At 61.4% G+C, this 18,090-nt stretch carries 19 protein-coding genes; 13 read left to right on the top strand and 6 right to left on the bottom strand.

Annotated features, from left to right (window positions below; translation table 11 throughout):
• Nucleotides 1-12 precede the first annotated feature (12 nt).
• The 3 genes from TL5118_RS04310 (at nt 13) to TL5118_RS04300 (ending at nt 1,716) form a co-directional block, all read left to right on the top strand.
• Nucleotides 13-357, top strand: a complete 345-nt coding sequence (locus tag TL5118_RS04310; RefSeq protein WP_058245484.1) for a 5-carboxymethyl-2-hydroxymuconate Delta-isomerase — start codon at nt 13-15, stop codon at nt 355-357.
• Between the two features lie 20 nt (nt 358-377).
• Complete coding sequence (locus tag TL5118_RS04305) at nt 378-695, top strand: DUF1244 domain-containing protein (protein WP_058245485.1); 318 nt, start codon at nt 378-380, stop codon at nt 693-695.
• A 226-nt stretch (nt 696-921) separates the two neighbouring features.
• Nucleotides 922-1,716, top strand: a complete 795-nt coding sequence (locus tag TL5118_RS04300) for a DODA-type extradiol aromatic ring-opening family dioxygenase (protein ID WP_058245486.1) — start codon at nt 922-924, stop codon at nt 1,714-1,716.
• 282 nt (nt 1,717-1,998) lie between these two features.
• Here TL5118_RS04300 and TL5118_RS04295 read toward each other — a convergent pair whose 3' ends face one another.
• The 3 genes from TL5118_RS04295 to dgcN all read right to left on the bottom strand — a co-directional run bounded on the left by TL5118_RS04295 (nt 1,999) and on the right by dgcN (nt 5,080).
• Nucleotides 1,999-2,862: a D-amino-acid transaminase gene (locus TL5118_RS04295; protein WP_058245487.1), complete on the bottom strand. Its 864-nt coding sequence runs from the start codon at nt 2,860-2,862 to the stop codon at nt 1,999-2,001.
• A gap of 170 nt (nt 2,863-3,032) precedes the next feature.
• On the bottom strand, nt 3,033-3,998 hold the full coding sequence (gene dgcA / locus TL5118_RS04290; protein ID WP_058245488.1) for an N-acetyl-D-Glu racemase DgcA: 966 nt from the start codon (nt 3,996-3,998) through the stop codon (nt 3,033-3,035).
• A gap of 80 nt (nt 3,999-4,078) precedes the next feature.
• Nucleotides 4,079-5,080 (bottom strand): N-acetyltransferase DgcN, encoded by a 1,002-nt coding sequence (gene dgcN, locus TL5118_RS04285; RefSeq protein WP_058245489.1) that lies wholly within the window; start codon nt 5,078-5,080, stop codon nt 4,079-4,081.
• Nucleotides 5,081-5,369: 289 nt separating this feature from the next.
• Between dgcN and TL5118_RS04280 the strand changes: the two genes are divergently transcribed.
• Nucleotides 5,370-6,329 (top strand): L-malyl-CoA/beta-methylmalyl-CoA lyase, encoded by a 960-nt coding sequence (locus TL5118_RS04280; RefSeq protein WP_058245490.1) that lies wholly within the window; start codon nt 5,370-5,372, stop codon nt 6,327-6,329.
• Nucleotides 6,330-6,411: 82 nt separating this feature from the next.
• On the opposite strand, the gene TL5118_RS04275 is transcribed toward TL5118_RS04280, so the two are convergent.
• On the bottom strand, nt 6,412-7,248 hold the full coding sequence (locus TL5118_RS04275) for an AraC family transcriptional regulator (RefSeq protein ID WP_058245491.1): 837 nt from the start codon (nt 7,246-7,248) through the stop codon (nt 6,412-6,414).
• A gap of 175 nt (nt 7,249-7,423) precedes the next feature.
• Nucleotides 7,424-7,876 (bottom strand): Lrp/AsnC family transcriptional regulator, encoded by a 453-nt coding sequence (locus TL5118_RS04270; RefSeq protein ID WP_058245492.1) that lies wholly within the window; start codon nt 7,874-7,876, stop codon nt 7,424-7,426.
• A gap of 72 nt (nt 7,877-7,948) precedes the next feature.
• Here TL5118_RS04270 and TL5118_RS04265 point away from each other — a divergent pair, with 72 nt between their 5' ends.
• The 3 genes from TL5118_RS04265 to TL5118_RS04255 all read left to right on the top strand — a co-directional run bounded on the left by TL5118_RS04265 (nt 7,949) and on the right by TL5118_RS04255 (nt 10,292).
• Nucleotides 7,949-8,536: a LysE family translocator gene (locus TL5118_RS04265; protein ID WP_058245493.1), complete on the top strand. Its 588-nt coding sequence runs from the start codon at nt 7,949-7,951 to the stop codon at nt 8,534-8,536.
• 70 nt (nt 8,537-8,606) lie between these two features.
• Nucleotides 8,607-9,224 carry a hypothetical protein gene (locus tag TL5118_RS04260; protein WP_058245494.1) on the top strand — a complete coding sequence of 206 codons (618 nt, stop codon included), beginning with the start codon at nt 8,607-8,609 and terminating at the stop codon, nt 9,222-9,224.
• A 105-nt stretch (nt 9,225-9,329) separates the two neighbouring features.
• Nucleotides 9,330-10,292, top strand: a complete 963-nt coding sequence (locus TL5118_RS04255; protein WP_058245495.1) for an acetyl-CoA carboxylase carboxyltransferase subunit alpha — start codon at nt 9,330-9,332, stop codon at nt 10,290-10,292.
• A 77-nt stretch (nt 10,293-10,369) separates the two neighbouring features.
• Here the strand turns inward: TL5118_RS04255 and TL5118_RS04250 are convergent, their stop codons facing one another.
• Nucleotides 10,370-10,981 carry a crotonase/enoyl-CoA hydratase family protein gene (locus tag TL5118_RS04250; protein WP_058245496.1) on the bottom strand — a complete coding sequence of 204 codons (612 nt, stop codon included), beginning with the start codon at nt 10,979-10,981 and terminating at the stop codon, nt 10,370-10,372.
• Nucleotides 10,982-11,146: 165 nt separating this feature from the next.
• Here TL5118_RS04250 and TL5118_RS04245 point away from each other — a divergent pair, with 165 nt between their 5' ends.
• From TL5118_RS04245 to TL5118_RS04220, 6 genes are all read left to right on the top strand, one after another.
• Nucleotides 11,147-12,055 (top strand): LysR family transcriptional regulator, encoded by a 909-nt coding sequence (locus tag TL5118_RS04245; RefSeq protein ID WP_058245497.1) that lies wholly within the window; start codon nt 11,147-11,149, stop codon nt 12,053-12,055.
• A gap of 92 nt (nt 12,056-12,147) precedes the next feature.
• Nucleotides 12,148-12,627 (top strand): formate dehydrogenase subunit gamma, encoded by a 480-nt coding sequence (locus TL5118_RS04240; RefSeq protein WP_058245498.1) that lies wholly within the window; start codon nt 12,148-12,150, stop codon nt 12,625-12,627.
• Nucleotides 12,624-14,150 carry a formate dehydrogenase beta subunit gene (locus TL5118_RS04235; RefSeq protein WP_058245499.1) on the top strand — a complete coding sequence of 509 codons (1,527 nt, stop codon included), beginning with the start codon at nt 12,624-12,626 and terminating at the stop codon, nt 14,148-14,150. Before TL5118_RS04240 ends, TL5118_RS04235 begins: the two co-directional genes overlap by 4 nt.
• Nucleotides 14,147-17,029 carry a formate dehydrogenase subunit alpha gene (gene fdhF / locus TL5118_RS04230; RefSeq protein WP_058245500.1) on the top strand — a complete coding sequence of 961 codons (2,883 nt, stop codon included), beginning with the start codon at nt 14,147-14,149 and terminating at the stop codon, nt 17,027-17,029. The genes TL5118_RS04235 and fdhF overlap by 4 nt, the downstream gene beginning before the upstream one ends.
• Nucleotides 17,029-17,835 (top strand): formate dehydrogenase accessory sulfurtransferase FdhD, encoded by an 807-nt coding sequence (gene fdhD / locus TL5118_RS04225; protein ID WP_058245501.1) that lies wholly within the window; start codon nt 17,029-17,031, stop codon nt 17,833-17,835. The genes fdhF and fdhD overlap by 1 nt, the downstream gene beginning before the upstream one ends.
• Entirely contained in the window at nt 17,832-18,056 is a 225-nt protein-coding gene (locus tag TL5118_RS04220; protein ID WP_058245502.1) for a formate dehydrogenase subunit delta, read from the top strand. Before fdhD ends, TL5118_RS04220 begins: the two co-directional genes overlap by 4 nt.
• Nucleotides 18,057-18,090 lie beyond the last annotated feature (34 nt).

Below are 18,090 nucleotides of genomic sequence, written 5' to 3'. Positions count from 1 at the left end.
GAAAGCCCCATCATGCCCCATGTTGTTCTGGAATATTCTGCCGGCCTTGAAACGCAGGCTGATCTGCAATCGCTCTGCCAGGCCCTGTTTGGCGCGCTGGCGAAAGAGCCGGCAATTCCCAACCCCGCCAGCCTGAAAATCCGCGCCTGCCCGCAGCCCTTTGGCGTGATTGGAACGGATCCGCAAAGCTACACCCACGCCACCCTGCGGCTACTGCCAGGGCGCGACGATGCGACCAAATCGCATCTCACCGGGATTGTGCTAGATGTGATGAAAGCCCACCTGCCAGAGGTGGGCAGCCTGACAGCTGAGGCGGTGGATATGCACGGTGCCTCTTACGCCAAACGCGTGTTGTGACACGCTAAAAGGAGACAGACATGGACGATCAAACCCGGATTGAGCTGGAAGCCGCCGCCTTCCGCGCGTTGCGTGAACACCTGATGGAAAAGCGCACCGATGTGCAAAACATCGACATGATGAACCTCGCCGGGTTCTGCCGCAACTGCCTCAGCCGCTGGTATCAGGAAGCCGCCAATGAACGTGGCATCGAGATGGACAAAAACGCCGCGCGTGAGATTTTCTACGGCATGACGATGGATGAGTGGAAAACCAACTATCAAACCGACGCCAGCGCGGAAAAACAGGCCGAGTTTACCAAGGCCTTTGCCGAAAACGTTGGTGACGCGGGCAAATAAGCCGCCGCATTGCCAAGCATTCTTTGACCTGAGGCTGCGCAAACCGGCCTCAGGTTTTTTGTTGCCGCTGTGGGCTGGCACCAGACCAACATCTTTGTGGCACCGCCAAAACGGCGAAGGTGACCGCGCAGATCTGCACATAATCTGTGGGGCACGGGGCGTTTTCGCCCGCGCAGTGCCCCCCTACCTTTGATGCAACACCTTCTTAGCAGCAAAGGCACGTGACATGACCCTGCCCACACATTTCATTTCGCACGGCGGCGGCCCCTGGCCCTGGGTGCCCAACATGGCACAGGAGCTGGAACCGCTTGCGGCCTCCCTGCGCCAGATCTCAGCCGAGTTGCATCAGAAGCCCAAAGCGGTGCTGATGATCTCGGGCCATTGGGAAACCGAGAGTTTTGCGGTGATGCACTGCAAACGTCCGCGGATGGTCTATGACTATCACGGCTTCCCACCTGAAACCTATGAGCTGAGCTACCCCGCCCCCGGCGCGCCGGAACTGGCCGAGGATGTGGCACAGCGGTTGCATCAGGCGGGTCTGCCGACGCGGTTGGATGATGCGATGGGTTATGACCACGGCACCTTCGTGCCGATGGCGCTGATCTATCCCGAGGCGGATGTGCCGCTGTTTCAGGTCTCCCTCCAAAAGGGGTATGACCCTGAAAAACACTGGAAAATGGGCCGCGCCTTGGCGCCCCTGCGCGATGAGGGCGTGCTGATCATCGGCTCAGGCCTCAGCTATCACAACCTGCGCCAGTTCGGCCCGAAGGCCAAAGTGCCCTCCGAAGCCTTTGATGCCTGGTTGCATGAAACACTGGCGCTGCCGCCTGAAGCACGGCGTGAGGCGATCCTGAACTGGGAACAGGCCCCCTATGCCCGCGAGTGTCACGCCAAAGAGGACCATCTGGCGCCGCTGTTTGCCGCCCTTGGTGCCGCCGAAGGCGCCACTGCCCAGCGCACCTACCACCAGAAGGACATCTTTGGTGGCGTCACGGCCTCAAGCTATCGGTTTGAAGGGTAGATCGGCTTCTGCCCGCCCCCCGGCAGGCAGAAGCCTTGGGCAGCCACCGCTGAAAACAGCGCCACTCACTTTGGCTGCCCATACCGTCGGGTATCGGATATGACACAGGCACTTCAACCGAAAAGAGCATAACTGTCAAAAAACTAGCGCCCCCCATTAGAATATCTTGCTATTCCGGCAACTTGCGCTACGCGCAACCACCGGGAGACTGCGACCTAGCGGCAACGCAACGCAAAAGGGCGGCCCCTGGCCGCCCTTGCAAATTTCGTCCTGTCGGGTGGGTTAGACCGCTGCTTTCAGGCTCTCATCCAGGTAAATCTCGCGCAGACGTTTGGCCACCGGACCAACCGCGCCTTCACCAATCTCAGCGCCATCAATTTCAACAACCGGCATCACGAAGGTTGAGGCAGAGGTCACAAAAGCCTCATCAGCCTGTTGCGCCTCTTCAATGGTAAAGCTGCGCTCCACCACTTCCATCTGCGCTTCGCGGGCGAACCGCAGGACGGCCGCTCGGGTGATGCCGTGCAGGATGTCATTGCTCAGCGCGCGGGTGATGATCTTGCCGTCTTTGACGATATAGGCGTTGTTCGAGGTGCCTTCGGTCACCTTGCCCTCTTCGACCAGCCAGGCGTCATCACAACCAGCTTTCTTCGCCATCATCTTGCCCATCGACGGGTAGAGCAGCTGCACCGTTTTGATATCCCGGCGGCCCCAGCGGATATCTTCGATCGAAATGACCTTGATGCCTTTCTGGGCGGCAGGGCTATCGGCCAGACCGGGTTTGTTCTGGGTGAATAGAACCAGCGTCGGACGGGTTTCTGCCGGATCGGGGAAGACGAAGTCACGATCGCCGGGGGCGCCACGGGTGACCTGCAGGTAGATCATGCCCTCTTCGATGCCGTTCAACTCGACCAGTTTGCGGTGGATCTCCAGCAGGTCGTCAAACTCAGATGGTTTCTCCATGTCCAGCTCATTCAGCGACCGCTCCAGACGTTTCAGGTGACCGTCAAAATCGATCAGCTTGCCCCCCAGCACGCTGGTCACCTCATAGACGCCATCCGCCATCAGGAAACCACGATCAAAGATCGAGATTTTGGCGTCGGTTTCGGGCAAATACTCTCCGTTAACGAATACGGTGCGGGTCATCACTGGCTCCTGAATTTGGGTTGGTTTCTTCTTGGGCGCATTGCCCGATGTGTCAAGCATTAGCTGGCTGCACCGCAACAGGACGCGGCAACAGGGCGCAACAACAGCCCCGCCTTTGTGAAAGGCGGAATGGGGCTGTCAGTTAGGGTTTTGATGGGACGCGCCAGGGCTTAGCCCCAGAGCGCTGCCTCAGGTCCGTGCACACCGGCCTCATCAAAGGTCAGCGGGGCATCGCGGTCTTCGGCCAGCAGCAGCGGACCATCCAGATCGGTGACCATGGCGCCCTGTGCCACCAGCGTCGCCGGTGCCATCGCGAGGGAGGAGCCGACCATACAGCCCACCATCACCTTATAACCTTCGGCCAGCGCGGCATCGCGCAGCTTCAGCGCTTCGGTCAGACCGCCGGTTTTGTCGAGCTTGATGTTCACCACATCATATTTGCCCTTCAGCTTCGCCAGCGACGTGCGGTCATGGCAGCTTTCGTCGGCGCAGACTGGCACCGGACGGTCCATGCCGAGCAGCGCGTCATCTTCACCGGCCGGCAGGGGCTGTTCCACCAGATCCACCCCCAGACGCACCAGATGCGGTGCCAGATCGGCGTAGACCTCGGCGCTCCAGCCCTCATTGGCGTCGACGATGATCCGCGCATCGGGGGCGCCTTTGCGCACGGCCTCAAGGCGAACCATATCGTCGGGCGTGCCCAGCTTGATCTTCAACAGCGGGCGATGGGCGTTCTTGGCGGCCTGTGCCTGCATCTCCTCAGGGGAGGCAAGCGACAGGGTATAGGCGGTGATTTCCGGCTCCGGCGCGGGCAGGCCCGCCAGTTCCCAGACCCGTTTGCCAGCCTGTTTCGCCTCCAAATCCCAGAGCGCACAATCAACCGCGTTGCGGGCTGCGCCTGCAGGCAGTAGATCCTGCAAGGCGTCACGGGTGACATCTGCGGGCAGGCCTTCGATTTCAGCGGTGACCGACTCAAGCGTCTCATCATAACGCGCATAAGGCACACATTCGCCCCAGCCCACATGGCCGTCGCGTTCGATCTTGACCGTCAGCACCTTGGCCTCGGTCCGGCTGCCCCGGCTGATGGTGAAAACCTGCGCCAGTTTAAAGACGTCTTTTTGAACGGTGATGGTCATGCCGCCCCTCCCCTTTCAATGTTCCTTAAATACTCAAAAGGCCGGAGGGGTCGTCCGCTCCGGCCTTCAAGGCTGTTAGATCAGATCGCGTCCAGCGCGTCGACCAGCTTGCCCGCGCCAAAGCGGAACGGGTCGGTTGCCGGCAGGCCCAGCTCGGCTTCAACCTTGGCACAATAGGCCTTGGCTTCATCCTCGGGCATGTTCTGGGTGTTGATCGAATAGCCCACAACCTGACAGTCCGGGTTGGCCACTTTGGCCAGCGACAGCGCCATATCGCGCACCGCTTCAAGCGACGGCAGCTGGTAATCCGGCAGACCACGCATGTGATCGCGGGTCGGCTCATGGCAGACCACCAGCGCATCTGGCTGACCGCCGTGGATCAGTGCCATGGTCACGCCCGAGTAGGAGACGTGGAACAGGCTGCCCTGACCTTCGATGATGTCCCAGTGATCGGTGTCATTGTTGGGGGTGATGTATTCGATCGAACCCGCCATAAAGTCAGCAATTACCGCGTCCAGCGGCACACCGTCGCCGGTGATCAGGATGCCAGTCTGGCCGGTGGCGCGGAACGAGGCTTTCATGCCGCGCTCACGCATTTCCTTTTCCATGCACAGGGCAGTGTACATCTTGCCCACCGAACAGTCGGTGCCCACCGCCAGCAGACGTTTGCCGGTGCGTTTTTTGCCGTTGGCGATCGGATAGTCGACCTCAGGCACGCGCACGTCGTGCAGTTCCTGACCGGTGGCTTTGGCCACGGCAACCAGGTCTTCTTCGTCTTTCAGCAGGTTGTGCAGGCCGGAGGCCAGATCAAAACCCTCTTCCAGCGCGGTGACCAGAACCTTTTTCCAGGCCTGGCTGATCACGCCGCCGCGGTTGGCCACGCCGATCACCAGGGTTTTGGCGCCCGCCGCTTTGGCCTCTTCCAGGGTCATGTCGGGCAGGCCCATGTCGGCCTTGCAGCCGTCCATCCGATACTGGCCTACAGCAAATTCAGGACGCCAGTCCTTGATACCTTGGGCCACTTTTGCAGCCAGTTGGTCCGGGGCGTCACCCAAAAACAGCAGATAGGGGGTCTTGATCATCGTATCGGCCTTTCATTTCTTTTAGCTGGCGCAGTGTGATGGATTCGTACCGGGAGTGTCTTCGCGATTGCAGCTGGGCACCCTGCGTCATTGGGAGAAACCTCTGAATTTTGGCCGATCACTCGAAAATTCTTCGAAGTTTACATTCTGCCTGCGAATTAATCACCGCATCGCGGGTTTCTCTGCAGGCGCGATGCCGCAGGTGCAAAATATCCTTGCGAACAGGGGCGCAATTTAATAACCCTCAAGGTGAAAAATCTGCAATTTCGTTACCCAGAGGAATCGCCCAATGAGCTTCCGCCTGCAACCAGCCGCCCCTGCACGCCCCAACCGTTGCCAGCTGTTTGGCCCGGCCTCCAACACCAAGCTGTTTGCCAAGATGGCGGCGTCGGCTGCGGATGTGATCAACATCGACCTTGAGGATTCGGTGGCCCCCTCGGACAAGGACATGGCACGTGCCAATGCGATTGAGGCGATCAACACCATCGATTGGGGCAGCAAAACCCTGTCAGTGCGGATCAACGGGCTGGACACCCCCTATTGGTACCGCGATGTGGTGGATCTGTTGGAACAAGCCGGCGATCGGCTGGATCAGATCATGATCCCGAAAGTGGGCTGCGCTGCGGATATCTACGCCGTCGATGCACTGGTCACCGCGATTGAGGTCGCCAAGGGCCGCACCAAGCGCATTGATTTTGAGGTGATCATCGAATCCGCCGCCGGCATCGCCCATGTTGAAGAGATTGCCGCCGCCTCCCCCCGGATGGCCGCGATGAGCCTGGGCGCCGCGGATTTCGCCGCCTCAATGGGCATGCAGACCACCGGCATCGGTGGCACGCAGGAAAACTACTACATGCTGCACGAAGGCCAGAAACACTGGTCCGACCCCTGGCACTGGGCTCAGGCCGCCATTGTTGCCGCCTGCCGCACCCATGGTGTGCTGCCGGTGGACGGGCCGTTTGGCGATTTCTCGGATGACGAAGGTTACATCGCGCAGGCCAAACGCTCGGCCACTCTGGGCATGGTCGGCAAATGGGCGATCCACCCGAAACAGATCGCACTGGCCAATGAGGTCTTCACCCCGTCTGAAGCCGCTGTGACCGAAGCCCGCGAAATCCTTGCCGCGATGGAACAGGCCAAGGCCAACGGCGAAGGCGCCACGGTCTACAAGGGCCGTCTGGTCGATATCGCCTCGATCAAACAGGCCGAGGTGATCGTCGCCCAGGCCGAGCTGATCGCCGGCAGCTGAGCCATCCCCAATACGCTATCCCCAACACCAAGAAGGGCGCCGACACCCGGCGCCCTTTTGCATTTCTGAACCGCGTTTCGCTTTACTTCAACAGCACACAGAGCTGGGTCAGCAACTCCTCCGCCGGGGTGTCGGCGGGTGAATTCAGATAGACCTCATAGGGCGCGGCATCGGCGGCCTCTTCACCGCTTTCCGGCAACCAGCGGCCGTAAAGATACTGATAGGCCTCTGCCATGCTGGAATAGGGACCTTTGAAGACCAGCACCGCCACCCGACCGGCAGCGTAGCCGCGTTCTTCCAGACCTTCGGGCAGATCCTGACCGTCGCGCAGGATCAGCGCGGCAAAGCTGCGCAGCTGCTCCTCAGGCATTTCGGTTGGATCGCCACAGTAGATCCCCGCCATGCCGCAGGTCTTCTCCCACAGGCCCCGCGCCGTGGCCAAGGCCGCCAGTTCCTCAAACTTGGCACCGATCCCCATATAGGATCCCTGATGTTCCCAGCCTGCCAGACGCAACGCGCCACGCTCCTCAATTTTTACATCAAACACTTTAAACTCCTCAGGTTTCATCTGCCGGAGCGCCACCAGCGGCACCCCTTGCTTGCGAAACGCCAGAGGCGTCAGCCCATAGGCCGCCCGAAAGGCGCGACCAAAGCTTTGCGGTGTGGGATAGCCCACCTGGGTGGCAACCTCGGCCACCGGATCGGTGCCCTGCACCAGCCGCAGCGCAGCCTGATGCAGCCGCACCCGGCGCACCATCTCGGCGCAGGTTTCCCCCATCATCGCATGAAACACCCGATGCCAGTGAAACCGCGACATCGCCGCCACATCGGCCAGCCGGTCCAGCGACAGATCCCCCGCCGGATGGTCGTGGATATATTTCACCACCCGCAGGATCCGGTCTTCGTAGCTTCCAGCCATAACGCCCTCTTTCATTTCGCAGGGCAGATGTGCCCCAGCCCGGATGAACAAGTCTTGCTGACCTGCAGATGCTGCATTTTTCACTGTTTCCCGAATACTCCGGGGGAATTGGCCGCAGGCCAAGGGGGCAGCGCCCCATTCCGCCAACCGAACCGCCCCCGTCACCCCCCGCAGATCACGCCCGTTCATCCTTGGGGGAGCCCATGACAACAAAGGTGGTGATCGAATTGACCTGATCCAAGGTGCCCAAGATATCGGTATGGAACCGCTTGTAGTCCGCCAGATCCCGCGCCTCGACCCGCAAGAGATACTCGACCGTGCCCGTAATGTTGTGGCATTCGCGCACTTCCGGAGCCAGAGCAATGGAGCGCTCAAAAGCCTCCTGCGCGGATTTGGTGTGCAGCCCCAGCCCCACCGTCATATAGGCCACAAAGCCAACATCCCGCGCCGCCGGGTTGATCACCGCGCGATAGCCCTGAATGACGCCTGAACGCTCCAGCTCCTGCACCCGGCGCAGGCAGGCCGAGGGCGACAGGCCCACCCGATCCGCCAGTTCCAGGTTGGAAATCCGACCGTCACGCGACAATTCCTGCAATATCCTGTCGTTGATTTGATCTATCTTCGCCATTTATTGTCTCATCTGCGTATCCACGCCCAACATTGCAATTTCAATGCAGCAAGAACAGCATATTCTTGCCCAATGACTTACGACCTGCTCACCGCCCTCGCCGCTTTTGCCTTTGTGACCTCCATCACCCCTGGCCCGAACAACCTGATGCTGATGGCCTCAGGCGCCAATTACGGGTTCCGGCGCACCATTCCGCATATGCTGGGGGTGGCGCTGGGGTTTGTTCTGATGGTGGCCCTTGTCGGGGTTGGGCTGATGGGTCTGTTTGATGCCTTTCCAGTAACCCACACGGTGTTGAAGGTTGCCGGGATCGCCTATCTGTTGTGGTTGGCGTGGAAGATTGCCAATGCGGGCATGCCGGATACCAGCGGAAGCACCGGCACGCCGATGACCTTTCTGCAGGCAGCGGCGTTTCAATGGGTGAACCCCAAGGCCTGGCAGATGGCGCTGACCGCGATCACCCTTTATGCGCCGGAACGCACGGTGTTTTCGATCCTGATGGTGGCGGCGATTTTCGGCGCGGTGAACCTGCCTTCGGTCAGCAGCTGGACGGCGCTGGGCCAGCAGATGAGCCGTGTACTGTCCTCACCGCAACGGCTGCGAGCGTTCAATATCTTTATGGCCGTGTTGCTGGTGGCGTCGCTCCTGCCGGTTCTCTAGGCTCAGAAATCAATAATTTTTCCGCACCGGTGCTGGAACATTAATGGGTTCTGAGCCTAATCTCTGTTTCATGACACTGACCCTGATCCACACTGCCGATGTGCACCGCCTGACCTTTAATACTCTGCGCGAGCAGTTGGCGCCGGAGGCTGCGCTGACCCATCTGGTGCGTCCCGATTGGCTGGCGCAGGCGCAGGCCGGGATCAGTGAGGCACTGCGCGATGAGGTTGGCGCGGCGATTGACGCCGCGGAGGGGGCTGTTTTGTGCAGCTGCACCAGCCTGGGCCCGATCGCTGAGGCGTTTGGCGCCATTCGCATCGATCAGCCGATGATGCGCACCGCCGCACAAACCGGGGGGCGGGTGCTGATCGTCTATTGCCTGCGCTCAACCGAGGCGCCCAGCCTGTCGCTGCTTGAGCGGGAGTTGCAGGCCGAGGGCAACATGACCCCAGCCGCGCCGCTGTTTCTGGGTCAACATTGGCCGCTGTTCGAGACTGGTGATTTGCAGGGATTTGCCACGGCGCTTAGCCAGGATATCCGGCATGTGGCCGGGCAAGGGCAGTATAGCGCCATCGTTCTGGCGCAGGCCTCCATGGCGGGGGCGGCAGCGGCATTGCAAGACCTGCCCTGCCCTGTTTTGACCTCGCCTGAATTGGCGCTGCGAGCGGCGCTCTCTGGCGCGATTTGATTGGGGAAAATACGCCTGCCCCTCCCCTTAGGTCACATGCGTTGTTGCATCTGAGCGCAGGCAGCGCCATATAACCTGCCATCCAAGGCTGGAGACTGACATAAAATGACCAACTACCTCGACTTTGAACGCCCCCTTGCCGAGATCGAAGGCAAAGCCGAAGAGCTGCGTGCGATGGCCCGCCAGAACGAGGAAATGGACGTCGAAGAAGAAGCTGCTGCTTTGGACAAAAAAGCGTCCGAAATGCTGGCCGAACTGTATAAGACCCTGACACCGTGGCGCAAATGCCAGGTGGCACGGCATCCCGACCGGCCGCATTGCCAAGATTACATCGACGCGCTGTTCACCGAATACACGCCGCTGGCGGGTGACCGGAACTTTGCCGATGATCACGCCGTCATGGGCGGCCTGGCGCGTTTCGGCGACACCCCGGTGATGGTGATCGGCCACGAAAAAGGCAATGACACCAAAAGCCGAATCGACCGCAACTTTGGCATGGCGCGCCCCGAGGGCTACCGCAAAGCCGTGCGTCTGATGGAAATGGCAGACAAGTTTGGCCTGCCGGTGATCACCCTGGTGGACACCCCCGGTGCCTATCCCGGCAAAGGCGCGGAAGAGCGCGGCCAGTCCGAAGCCATCGCCCGTTCGACAGAAAAATGCCTGCAGATCGGCGTGCCGCTGATTTCGGTGATCGTTGGCGAAGGTGGCTCGGGCGGGGCGGTGGCCTTTGCCACGGCAAACCGCGTCGCGATGATGGAACATTCGGTCTATTCGGTGATCACGCCTGAGGGCTGTGCCTCGATCCTGTGGAAGAACGCCGACAAGATGCGCGAAGCCGCTGAGGCGCTGCGTCTAACCGCGCAGGACCTGACCAAGCTGGGCGTGACCGACCGGGTGATCGACGAACCGCTGGGCGGCGCACATCGCGATGCCGGTGCCTCGATCAAAGCGGTTGGCGAACACATCCAGTCAATGCTGGATGAGCTGGCCGGCCAGTCGCCGGAGCAGCTGGTCAAAGACCGCCGCCAGAAGTTCCTCGATATGGGCAGCAAGGGCCTGGCTGCCTAAGCCTATAAATGAGTTAGATTAAAAGCCGCCCGCGCTGTCTGCCGGGCGGCTTTTCTTTTGCAATCAAGGTCTAGTGGTTACGGGCGGTTCGCGCCGGGCAACGGGCCGTTTGCCGTCCAATCCCAGGTGCCGCTGTCGCGTTCCGACACCGCCTGTTTCCAGCCCACCGCCTCAGCCCGCTGTTTGAAGTTCAACCCTTCGGGCGAATGGCGGGTGATACCGTCAAACACGGTGGCCAGACGTTGCGTGGCCTGCATGGTCTGCTCCATCGCTTGATTGATCACCATCTTCTGCATCGCCAGCTGATTGATCGGAACCGCCGCCATCCGTTCGGCCATCGCCTCAACCTCAGCGTCCAGATCCGCGGCGGGCACGGCGTTCAGCACCAGCCCCATATCCGCAGCCTCACGCCCGGTGATCTTGTCACCGGTGAACAGCATCCGCTTGGCCCGTTCCGGCCCCAGACGATAGACCCACATCGCGGTGGTCGGGCACCCCCAGACGCGGGCGGGCATGTAGCCGATCTGCGCCTCCTCCGCCATGATGGTCAGATCTGCGCAGAGCGCGATGTCCGAACCCCCGGCAACCGCAAACCCGTGCACCTTGCAGATCACCGGTTTCATCACCTCAGGCCGGTTCAAGGTGATCCGCGCGATGCGGCCGACGCGTTCATACAACACTTTGCTCATTTCGGTTCCTCCCTGCGGTCAGGGAACACGGCACGCGAAAGGCTGTAAATTGTTTCGCCCCGTCACTTGGCCGTCACTTGGCTTGCATCCATCACCGAGAGTCGGGCCAAAGGAATTGCTGCCCCCCCGGTTCCGTTTTCCGCAGGGACGCGCAATAGTCGCCGGATGATCGACAAGTTGGAAATGTTCATCGCCCTCGCCCGTGAGCAGCACTTTGGCCGCGCGGCGGAGGCCTGCCGGGTCACCCAGCCCAGCCTTTCGGCCGCCATCAAGCAGCTGGAGGAACAGCTGGGCGTGGTGCTGGTGCATCGGGGATCGCGGTTTCAGGGGCTGACGCCTGAAGGGCAACGGGTTTTGGACTGGGCGCGCCAGATCGTGGGCGATGTGCGCACCATGAAAGAAGAGATGCGCACCGCGCGGCAGGGGCTTTCCGGCAATCTGCGGCTGGCGGTGATCCCGACCGCGCTGACGCTGGTGTCTGACCTGACGGCGGATTTTGCTCGTGCCCATCCAAATGTGCGGCTGACCATCTGGTCGCGCACCTCGGGTGAGATCCTGTCGATGCTGGACAATTTGCAGATCGATGCCGGGCTGACCTATCTGGACAATGAACCGCTGGGCCGGGTGACCACGGTGCCGATCCATGCCGAACGCTATGTGCTGATGCTGCGGCGCGATCACCCGCTGGCCAGCCGGGCGCAGGTGAAATGGGCCGAACTGGCAGAGCTGCCGCTGTGCCTGCTGACCCCGGACATGCAGAACCGCCGTATCATCAACACCCATCTCAGCACCGCCGGGGTGGAAACGCAGCCGCAGATCGAAGCCTCCTCCCTGATCGTGTTGATTTCCCATGTGATGAGCGGCGGATGGGCGTCGATCCTGCCGCAGAAAAGCACCGAAATCTTCCTGCAAAACGAATCACCTGACGGCGGATTGGTGGCCGTTCCGCTGGTCAGCCCCGAAGCCAGCCATCGAATTGGGCTTATTGCGCCACACCGCGAACCCCATGCGCCGGTGCTGACGGCGCTTCTCGACTCTGCCATGTCGCTTTCGGAACGGTTGGGTCAACGATAGTCAATTTCTATCAAGTAACGAAATTTCGATATTGATCGGTGATGTAAAAATCACCCAAATCGTGGTAAGTTACTGTTAGGGAGGGCCCTGCGATGCCAGATGCATTGCTTGCCGATACTCAAGCCGAGGCGCTGCACAATATCCTCGCCCAGCATGTTGGGCTGGAAGGACCGCTGCTGCCGATCCTGCATGCAGTGCAGGAAGAATTCGACCATATCCCCGCTGCTGCGGTGCCGGTCATCGCGGATCACCTGAACATCGGCCGCGCCGAGGTGCATGGCGTTGTCAGCTTCTACCACGATTTCCGCGACCTGCCTGCGGGCCGCCATGTGGTGAAAATCTGCCGCGCCGAGGCCTGTCAGGCCATGGGTGTGAACCAGATGGCCGATGACGCGCTGCAAAAGCTGGGGCTGGAATGGCACGGCACCTCAAAGGACGGGGCGGTGACGATTGAACCGGTCTATTGCCTGGGCCTCTGTGCCTCAGGTCCGGCTGCGATGGTGGATGACACGCTGCATGGCCGGCTGACCGCAGAGAAGCTGGAAACCCTACTGGCGGAGGCAAGCGCATGAAGATCTACGTGCCCCTCGACACCGCCGCCGTTGCGGTTGGCGCAGATGAGGTTGCCGCAGCGATCGTGGCAGAAGCCAAAGCCCGCGACATCCCTGTGGAACTGATCCGCAACGGCACCCGTGGCATGGTCTGGCTGGAACCGCTGGTCGAGGTTGAGACCGAGGCGGGCCGCATCGGCTTCGGCCCGATGGAGACCGCCGATGTGCCGTTTCTGTTTGACGATCTTGAGGGCCACGCCAAGGCGCTGGGTCCGGTGGAGGAGATCCCCTATCTGGCGCGCCAGACCCGCCTGACCTTTGCCCGGTGCGGCGTGATCGATCCGCTGTCGATTGCGGATTATGAGGCGCATGGCGGTCTGACCGGTCTGCGCCGCGCGCTGGCGATGACGCCTGCCGATGTGGTTCAGGAAGTCACCGACTCGGGCCTGCGGGGCCGGGGCGGCGCGGGCTTCCCGACGGGCATCAAATGGAACACGGTTCTGGGCGCTGAGGCGGATCAGAAATACATCATCTGCAACGCCGATGAAGGCGACAGCGGCACCTTTGCCGACCGGATGATCATGGAAGGGGACCCCTTCACCCTGATCGAAGGCATGGCGATTGCCGGCCTCGCCGTTGGGGCGACCAAGGGCTATGTCTACCTGCGTTCGGAATATCCCGTTGCCATCCGTGTGATGAATGAGGCGGTGCGCATCGCGCGGCTGAACGGTCTGCTGGGCGCGGATCTGTTGGGATCAGGCAAAGCCTTCGACATGGAAATCCGCGTGGGTGCGGGGGCCTATGTCTGTGGTGAGGAAACCTCGCTGCTGAACTCGCTGGAAGGTAAGCGCGGCATCGTGCGGGCCAAACCGCCCTTGCCCGCGCTTGAGGGGTTTCTGGGCAAACCCACCGTGGTCAACAACGTGATCTCGCTGGCCACCGTGCCGGTCATTCTGGAAAAAGGCGCGCAGCATTACGCGGACTTCGGCCTTGGCCGGTCGCGCGGCACCATGCCGATCCAGATCGCGGGCAACGTCAAGTTTGGCGGGCTGTTTGAAACCGCTTTTGGCATGCCGCTGGGGGATCTGATCAACGACATCGCCGGTGGCACCGCGACGGGCCGTCCGGTCAAGGCGGTGCAGGTCGGTGGCCCCTTAGGCGCCTATCTGGCGCCAGCCAAGTTCGACACGCTCTTTGGCTATGAGGAATTCACCGCCGAGGACGCGCTGATCGGTCACGCCGGTATTGTGGTTTTTGATGACAGCGCCGACATGCTGGGCATGGCGCGGTTCGCGATGGAGTTCTGCGCGGTGGAAAGCTGCGGCAAATGCACCCCCTGCCGGATTGGCGCGGTGCGCGGTGTGGAAACCATCGACCGGATCAAAGCCGGTGACAGCGCCGCGGTGGAGCTGCTGACCGACCTGTGTGACACGATGAAAGAGGGATCACTCTGCGCGCTGGGGGGCTTCACCCCCTTCCCCGTCATGTCCGCCCTTGAACAATTCCCCGAAGAATTCACCCCCGCGAAGGAGGCCGCAGAATGAAAGATTTCATGATGCCCGACGATTACGACATGGGCACGCCCGCGTCGAAATCCACCAATATGGTCTCGCTCATCGTGGATGGCTTTGAGGTTTCGGTCCCCGAAGGCACCTCGGTCATGCGGGCCTCGATGGAGGCGGGGATCAAGATCCCCAAGCTTTGCGCCACCGACTCGGTTGAAGCGTTTGGCTCCTGCCGCCTGTGTCTGGTGGAGATTGAGGGCCGCCGGGGCACCCCGGCCTCCTGCACCACGCCGGTCAGCGAAGGCATGGTGGTGAAAACTCAGACCGAGAAGGTGCAGAAGCTGCGCAAAGGCGTGATGGAGCTTTACATCTCGGACCACCCGCTGGACTGCCTGACCTGCGCCGCCAACGGCGACTGTGAATTGCAAGATGCAGCCGGGGCCGTGGGCCTGCGCGATGTGCGTTATGAGGCCAAAGAGACCCATTTCGAGGCCCGCAACACCAGCGGCGAAGAAAACCCGCAGTGGCTGCCCAAAGACGACAGCAACCCCTATTTCACCTATGATCCTTCCAAATGCATCGTCTGTTCGCGCTGCGTGCGCGCCTGCGAAGAGGTGCAGGGCACTTTTGCGCTGACCATCGAAGGCCGTGGTTTTGACAGCCGTGTCTCCGCCGGGATGGCGGGGGATGATTTCCTGGGGTCCGATTGCGTCAGCTGTGGCGCCTGTGTGCAGGCCTGCCCCACCGCAACCCTGCAGGAAAAATCCGTGATCGAGCTGGGCACACCGGACAAATCCGTGGTCACCACCTGCGCCTATTGCGGCGTCGGCTGTTCCTTCAAGGCGGAGATGCGCGGTGACGAACTGGTGCGTATGGTGCCCTACAAACACGGCAAGGCGAACCGTGGCCATTCCTGCGTGAAGGGCCGTTTTGCCTATGGCTATGCCAACCACAAAGACCGCATCCTGAACCCGATGATCCGCGACTCGATCGATGAGCCGTGGCAAGAGGTCAGCTGGGACGAGGCGCTGAGCTTTGCGGCCAACCGTCTGAAAGGGCTGCAGGAACAACATGGCCGCCGCTCTATCGGGGTGATCACCTCCAGCCGTTGCACCAATGAGGAAACCTTCCTGGTGCAGAAACTGGCGCGTGGCGTGTTCATGAACAACAACACCGACACCTGCGCCCGTGTCTGCCATTCGCCCACCGGCTACGGGCTGGGGCAGACCTTTGGCACCTCGGCAGGAACCCAGGATTTCGACAGTGTCGAAGACACCGATGTGGTGATCGTGATCGGCGCCAACCCGACCGACGGGCATCCGGTATTTGCCAGCCGGTTGAAGAAACGTCTGCGTCAGGGCGCCAAGCTGATTGTGGTGGACCCGCGCCGCACCGATCTGGTGCGCTCGAACCACATTGAGGCGCAGCATCACCTTGCCCTGCGCCCCGGCACCAATGTGGCGGTTGTGACCGCGCTGGCCCATGTGATCGTGACCGAAGGGCTGATGGATCAGGCCTTCATCCAGGAGCGGTGTGACTGGGAAGAGTTCCAGGAATACGCCGAATTTGTCAGCGATCCGCGTCACAGCCCCGAAGCCGTCGAACTGCTGACCGGCGTGCCAGCGGCCGAACTGCGCGCGGCCGCGCGTCTGTTTGCCACCGGTGGCAACGGTGCAATCTACTACGGGCTGGGGGTGACCGAACATTCGCAGGGCTCCACCACCGTGATCGGCATCGCCAACCTGGCCATGCTGACCGGCAACATCGGCCGGCGCGGTGTGGGGGTGAACCCGCTGCGGGGTCAGAACAACGTGCAGGGCTCCTGCGATATGGGCAGCTTCCCGCATGAACTGCCGGGCTATCGCCATGTGAAAGGCCCGGAAGTCCGCGCCATTTTCGAAGACGCCTGGGGTGTCACCATCGATCCCGAACCTGGTCTGCGCATCCCCAACATGCTGGACGCGGCGGTCGATGGCACCTTCAAGGGCCTTTACTGTCAGGGTGAGGACATCCTGCAATCAGACCCCGACACCAAACACGTAGCAGCTGGTCTGGCGGCAATGGAATGTGTCATCGTGCATGACCTCTTCCTCAATGAAACTGCCAACTACGCGCATGTCTTCCTGCCCGGTTCGACCTTCCTGGAAAAGGACGGCACCTTCACCAATGCCGAACGCCGCATCAACCGCGTGCGCAAGGTAATGGCGCCGAAAAACGGCTATGCCGACTGGGAGGTGACGCAGCTGCTGGCGCAGGCGATGGGGGCAGACTGGCACTACACCCACCCCAGCCAGATCATGGACGAAATTGCCGCCACCACCCCCAGCTTCGCCGGTGTGGACTACGCCATGCTGGAGGAGAAAGGCTCGATCCAGTGGCCCTGCAATGAGGCCAACCCCGAAGGCACGCCTTTGATGCATGTCGATGGGTTTGTCCGGGGCAAAGGCCGCTTCATCGTCACCGAATATGTCGCCACGGATGAGAAAACCGGCCCACGCTTCCCACTGCTGCTGACCACCGGCCGCATCCTGTCGCAGTATAACGTGGGCGCGCAGACCCGGCGGACGGAGAACGTGGTCTGGCACGATCAGGATGAGCTGGAGATCCACGCCCATGACGCCGAAGTGCGCGGCATCAAGGATGGCGACTGGCTGAAGCTGGCCTCGCGTTCGGGCGAAACCACGCTGCGGGCCAAGATTACCGATCGGGTCAGCACCGGCGTGGTCTATACCACCTTCCACCACCCCGATACGCAGGCCAATGTGATCACCACGGATTACTCCGACTGGGCCACCAACTGTCCGGAATACAAGGTCACCGCAGTGCAGGTCAGCCTGTCAAACGGTCCCAGCGACTGGCAGGAAGATTATAACGCCCAGGCCGAGAAATCGCGCCGCATCCTGCCGGCGGCCGAGTGATGCGGGCGGCGGTTGATAAACCGGGCCTGACGGCCGGGCCTCTGGGCCTCAGCGACCAGACCACCGCGCTGGCCGAGGAGATGCCGATTGCGCTGGTCTATAATGGCACCACGCTGGCGGTGATGATGGGCTCGCCTGCGGACCTGATCGACTTTGCCGTTGGGTTTTCCCTGACCGAAGGGCTGGTCGACAGTGCCGATGAGCTGGGTGAGGTGGAGGTGATCCGCCACGCCCAAGGCGTGGAGCTGCAGATGTGGCTGCCCGAGGAGCGTGCCGCCGCAATGGCCAAGCGCCGCCGTGCGCTGGCTGGTCCTGTGGGCTGCGGCCTTTGCGGGGTGGAAAGCCTAGAACAGGCGATGCGCGCCCTGCCGCGTGTCACCGCCAACCTGCGGCTGCGCCGTCAGGACATCCATCTGGCCACCACAGCCATGCGCCAGCAACAGCCGCTGCATGACGAAACCCATGCCGCCCACGCGGCCGGGTTTTATCGCCCCGGCGACGGGCTGATCCTCGTGCGCGAGGATGTAGGCCGCCACAATGCATTGGACAAGCTGGCAGGCGCCCTGGCCCTTGCCGGGATCGACGCCAGCACCGGTGCCATCACCGTCACCAGCCGCCTGTCGTCTGAGATGATCCAGAAGACCGCCCAGATCGGCGCGCCAGTGCTGATCGCGGTCTCCGCCCCCACCGCCTTGGGGGTGGATCTGGCTGATCAGGCCGGGCTCACCCTGGTGACCCGCGCCCGCGGCACCCGCTTTGACGTCTTCACCCACACCCACCGCATCCACAGCGGAGAACCGCAATGAAACCGGAAAAACTGATCTATATGGCGAACCAGATCGCCACCTTTTTCGAAAGCAAAAAAGAAGCTGAAGGCATCGAAGGTGTGGCTGCCCATATCAGTGACTTCTGGGAGCCACGGATGCGCGATCAACTGTCCGAAATTATCGCCGCCGGCGGCCAAGGATTGAAACCGCTGGTGCTGAAAGCCGCGCCGCAGATCCGCAAACCAGTTGAGATCGACTGACGCTTTTCATCGTTTCACAAATACTCTGGGGGTG

Origin of the sequence: Thalassovita autumnalis (assembly GCF_001458255.1) — a bacterium.
Lineage (GTDB): Bacteria > Pseudomonadota > Alphaproteobacteria > Rhodobacterales > Rhodobacteraceae > Thalassobius > Thalassobius autumnalis.
This window is presented reverse-complemented; position numbering and strand designations above follow the sequence as displayed.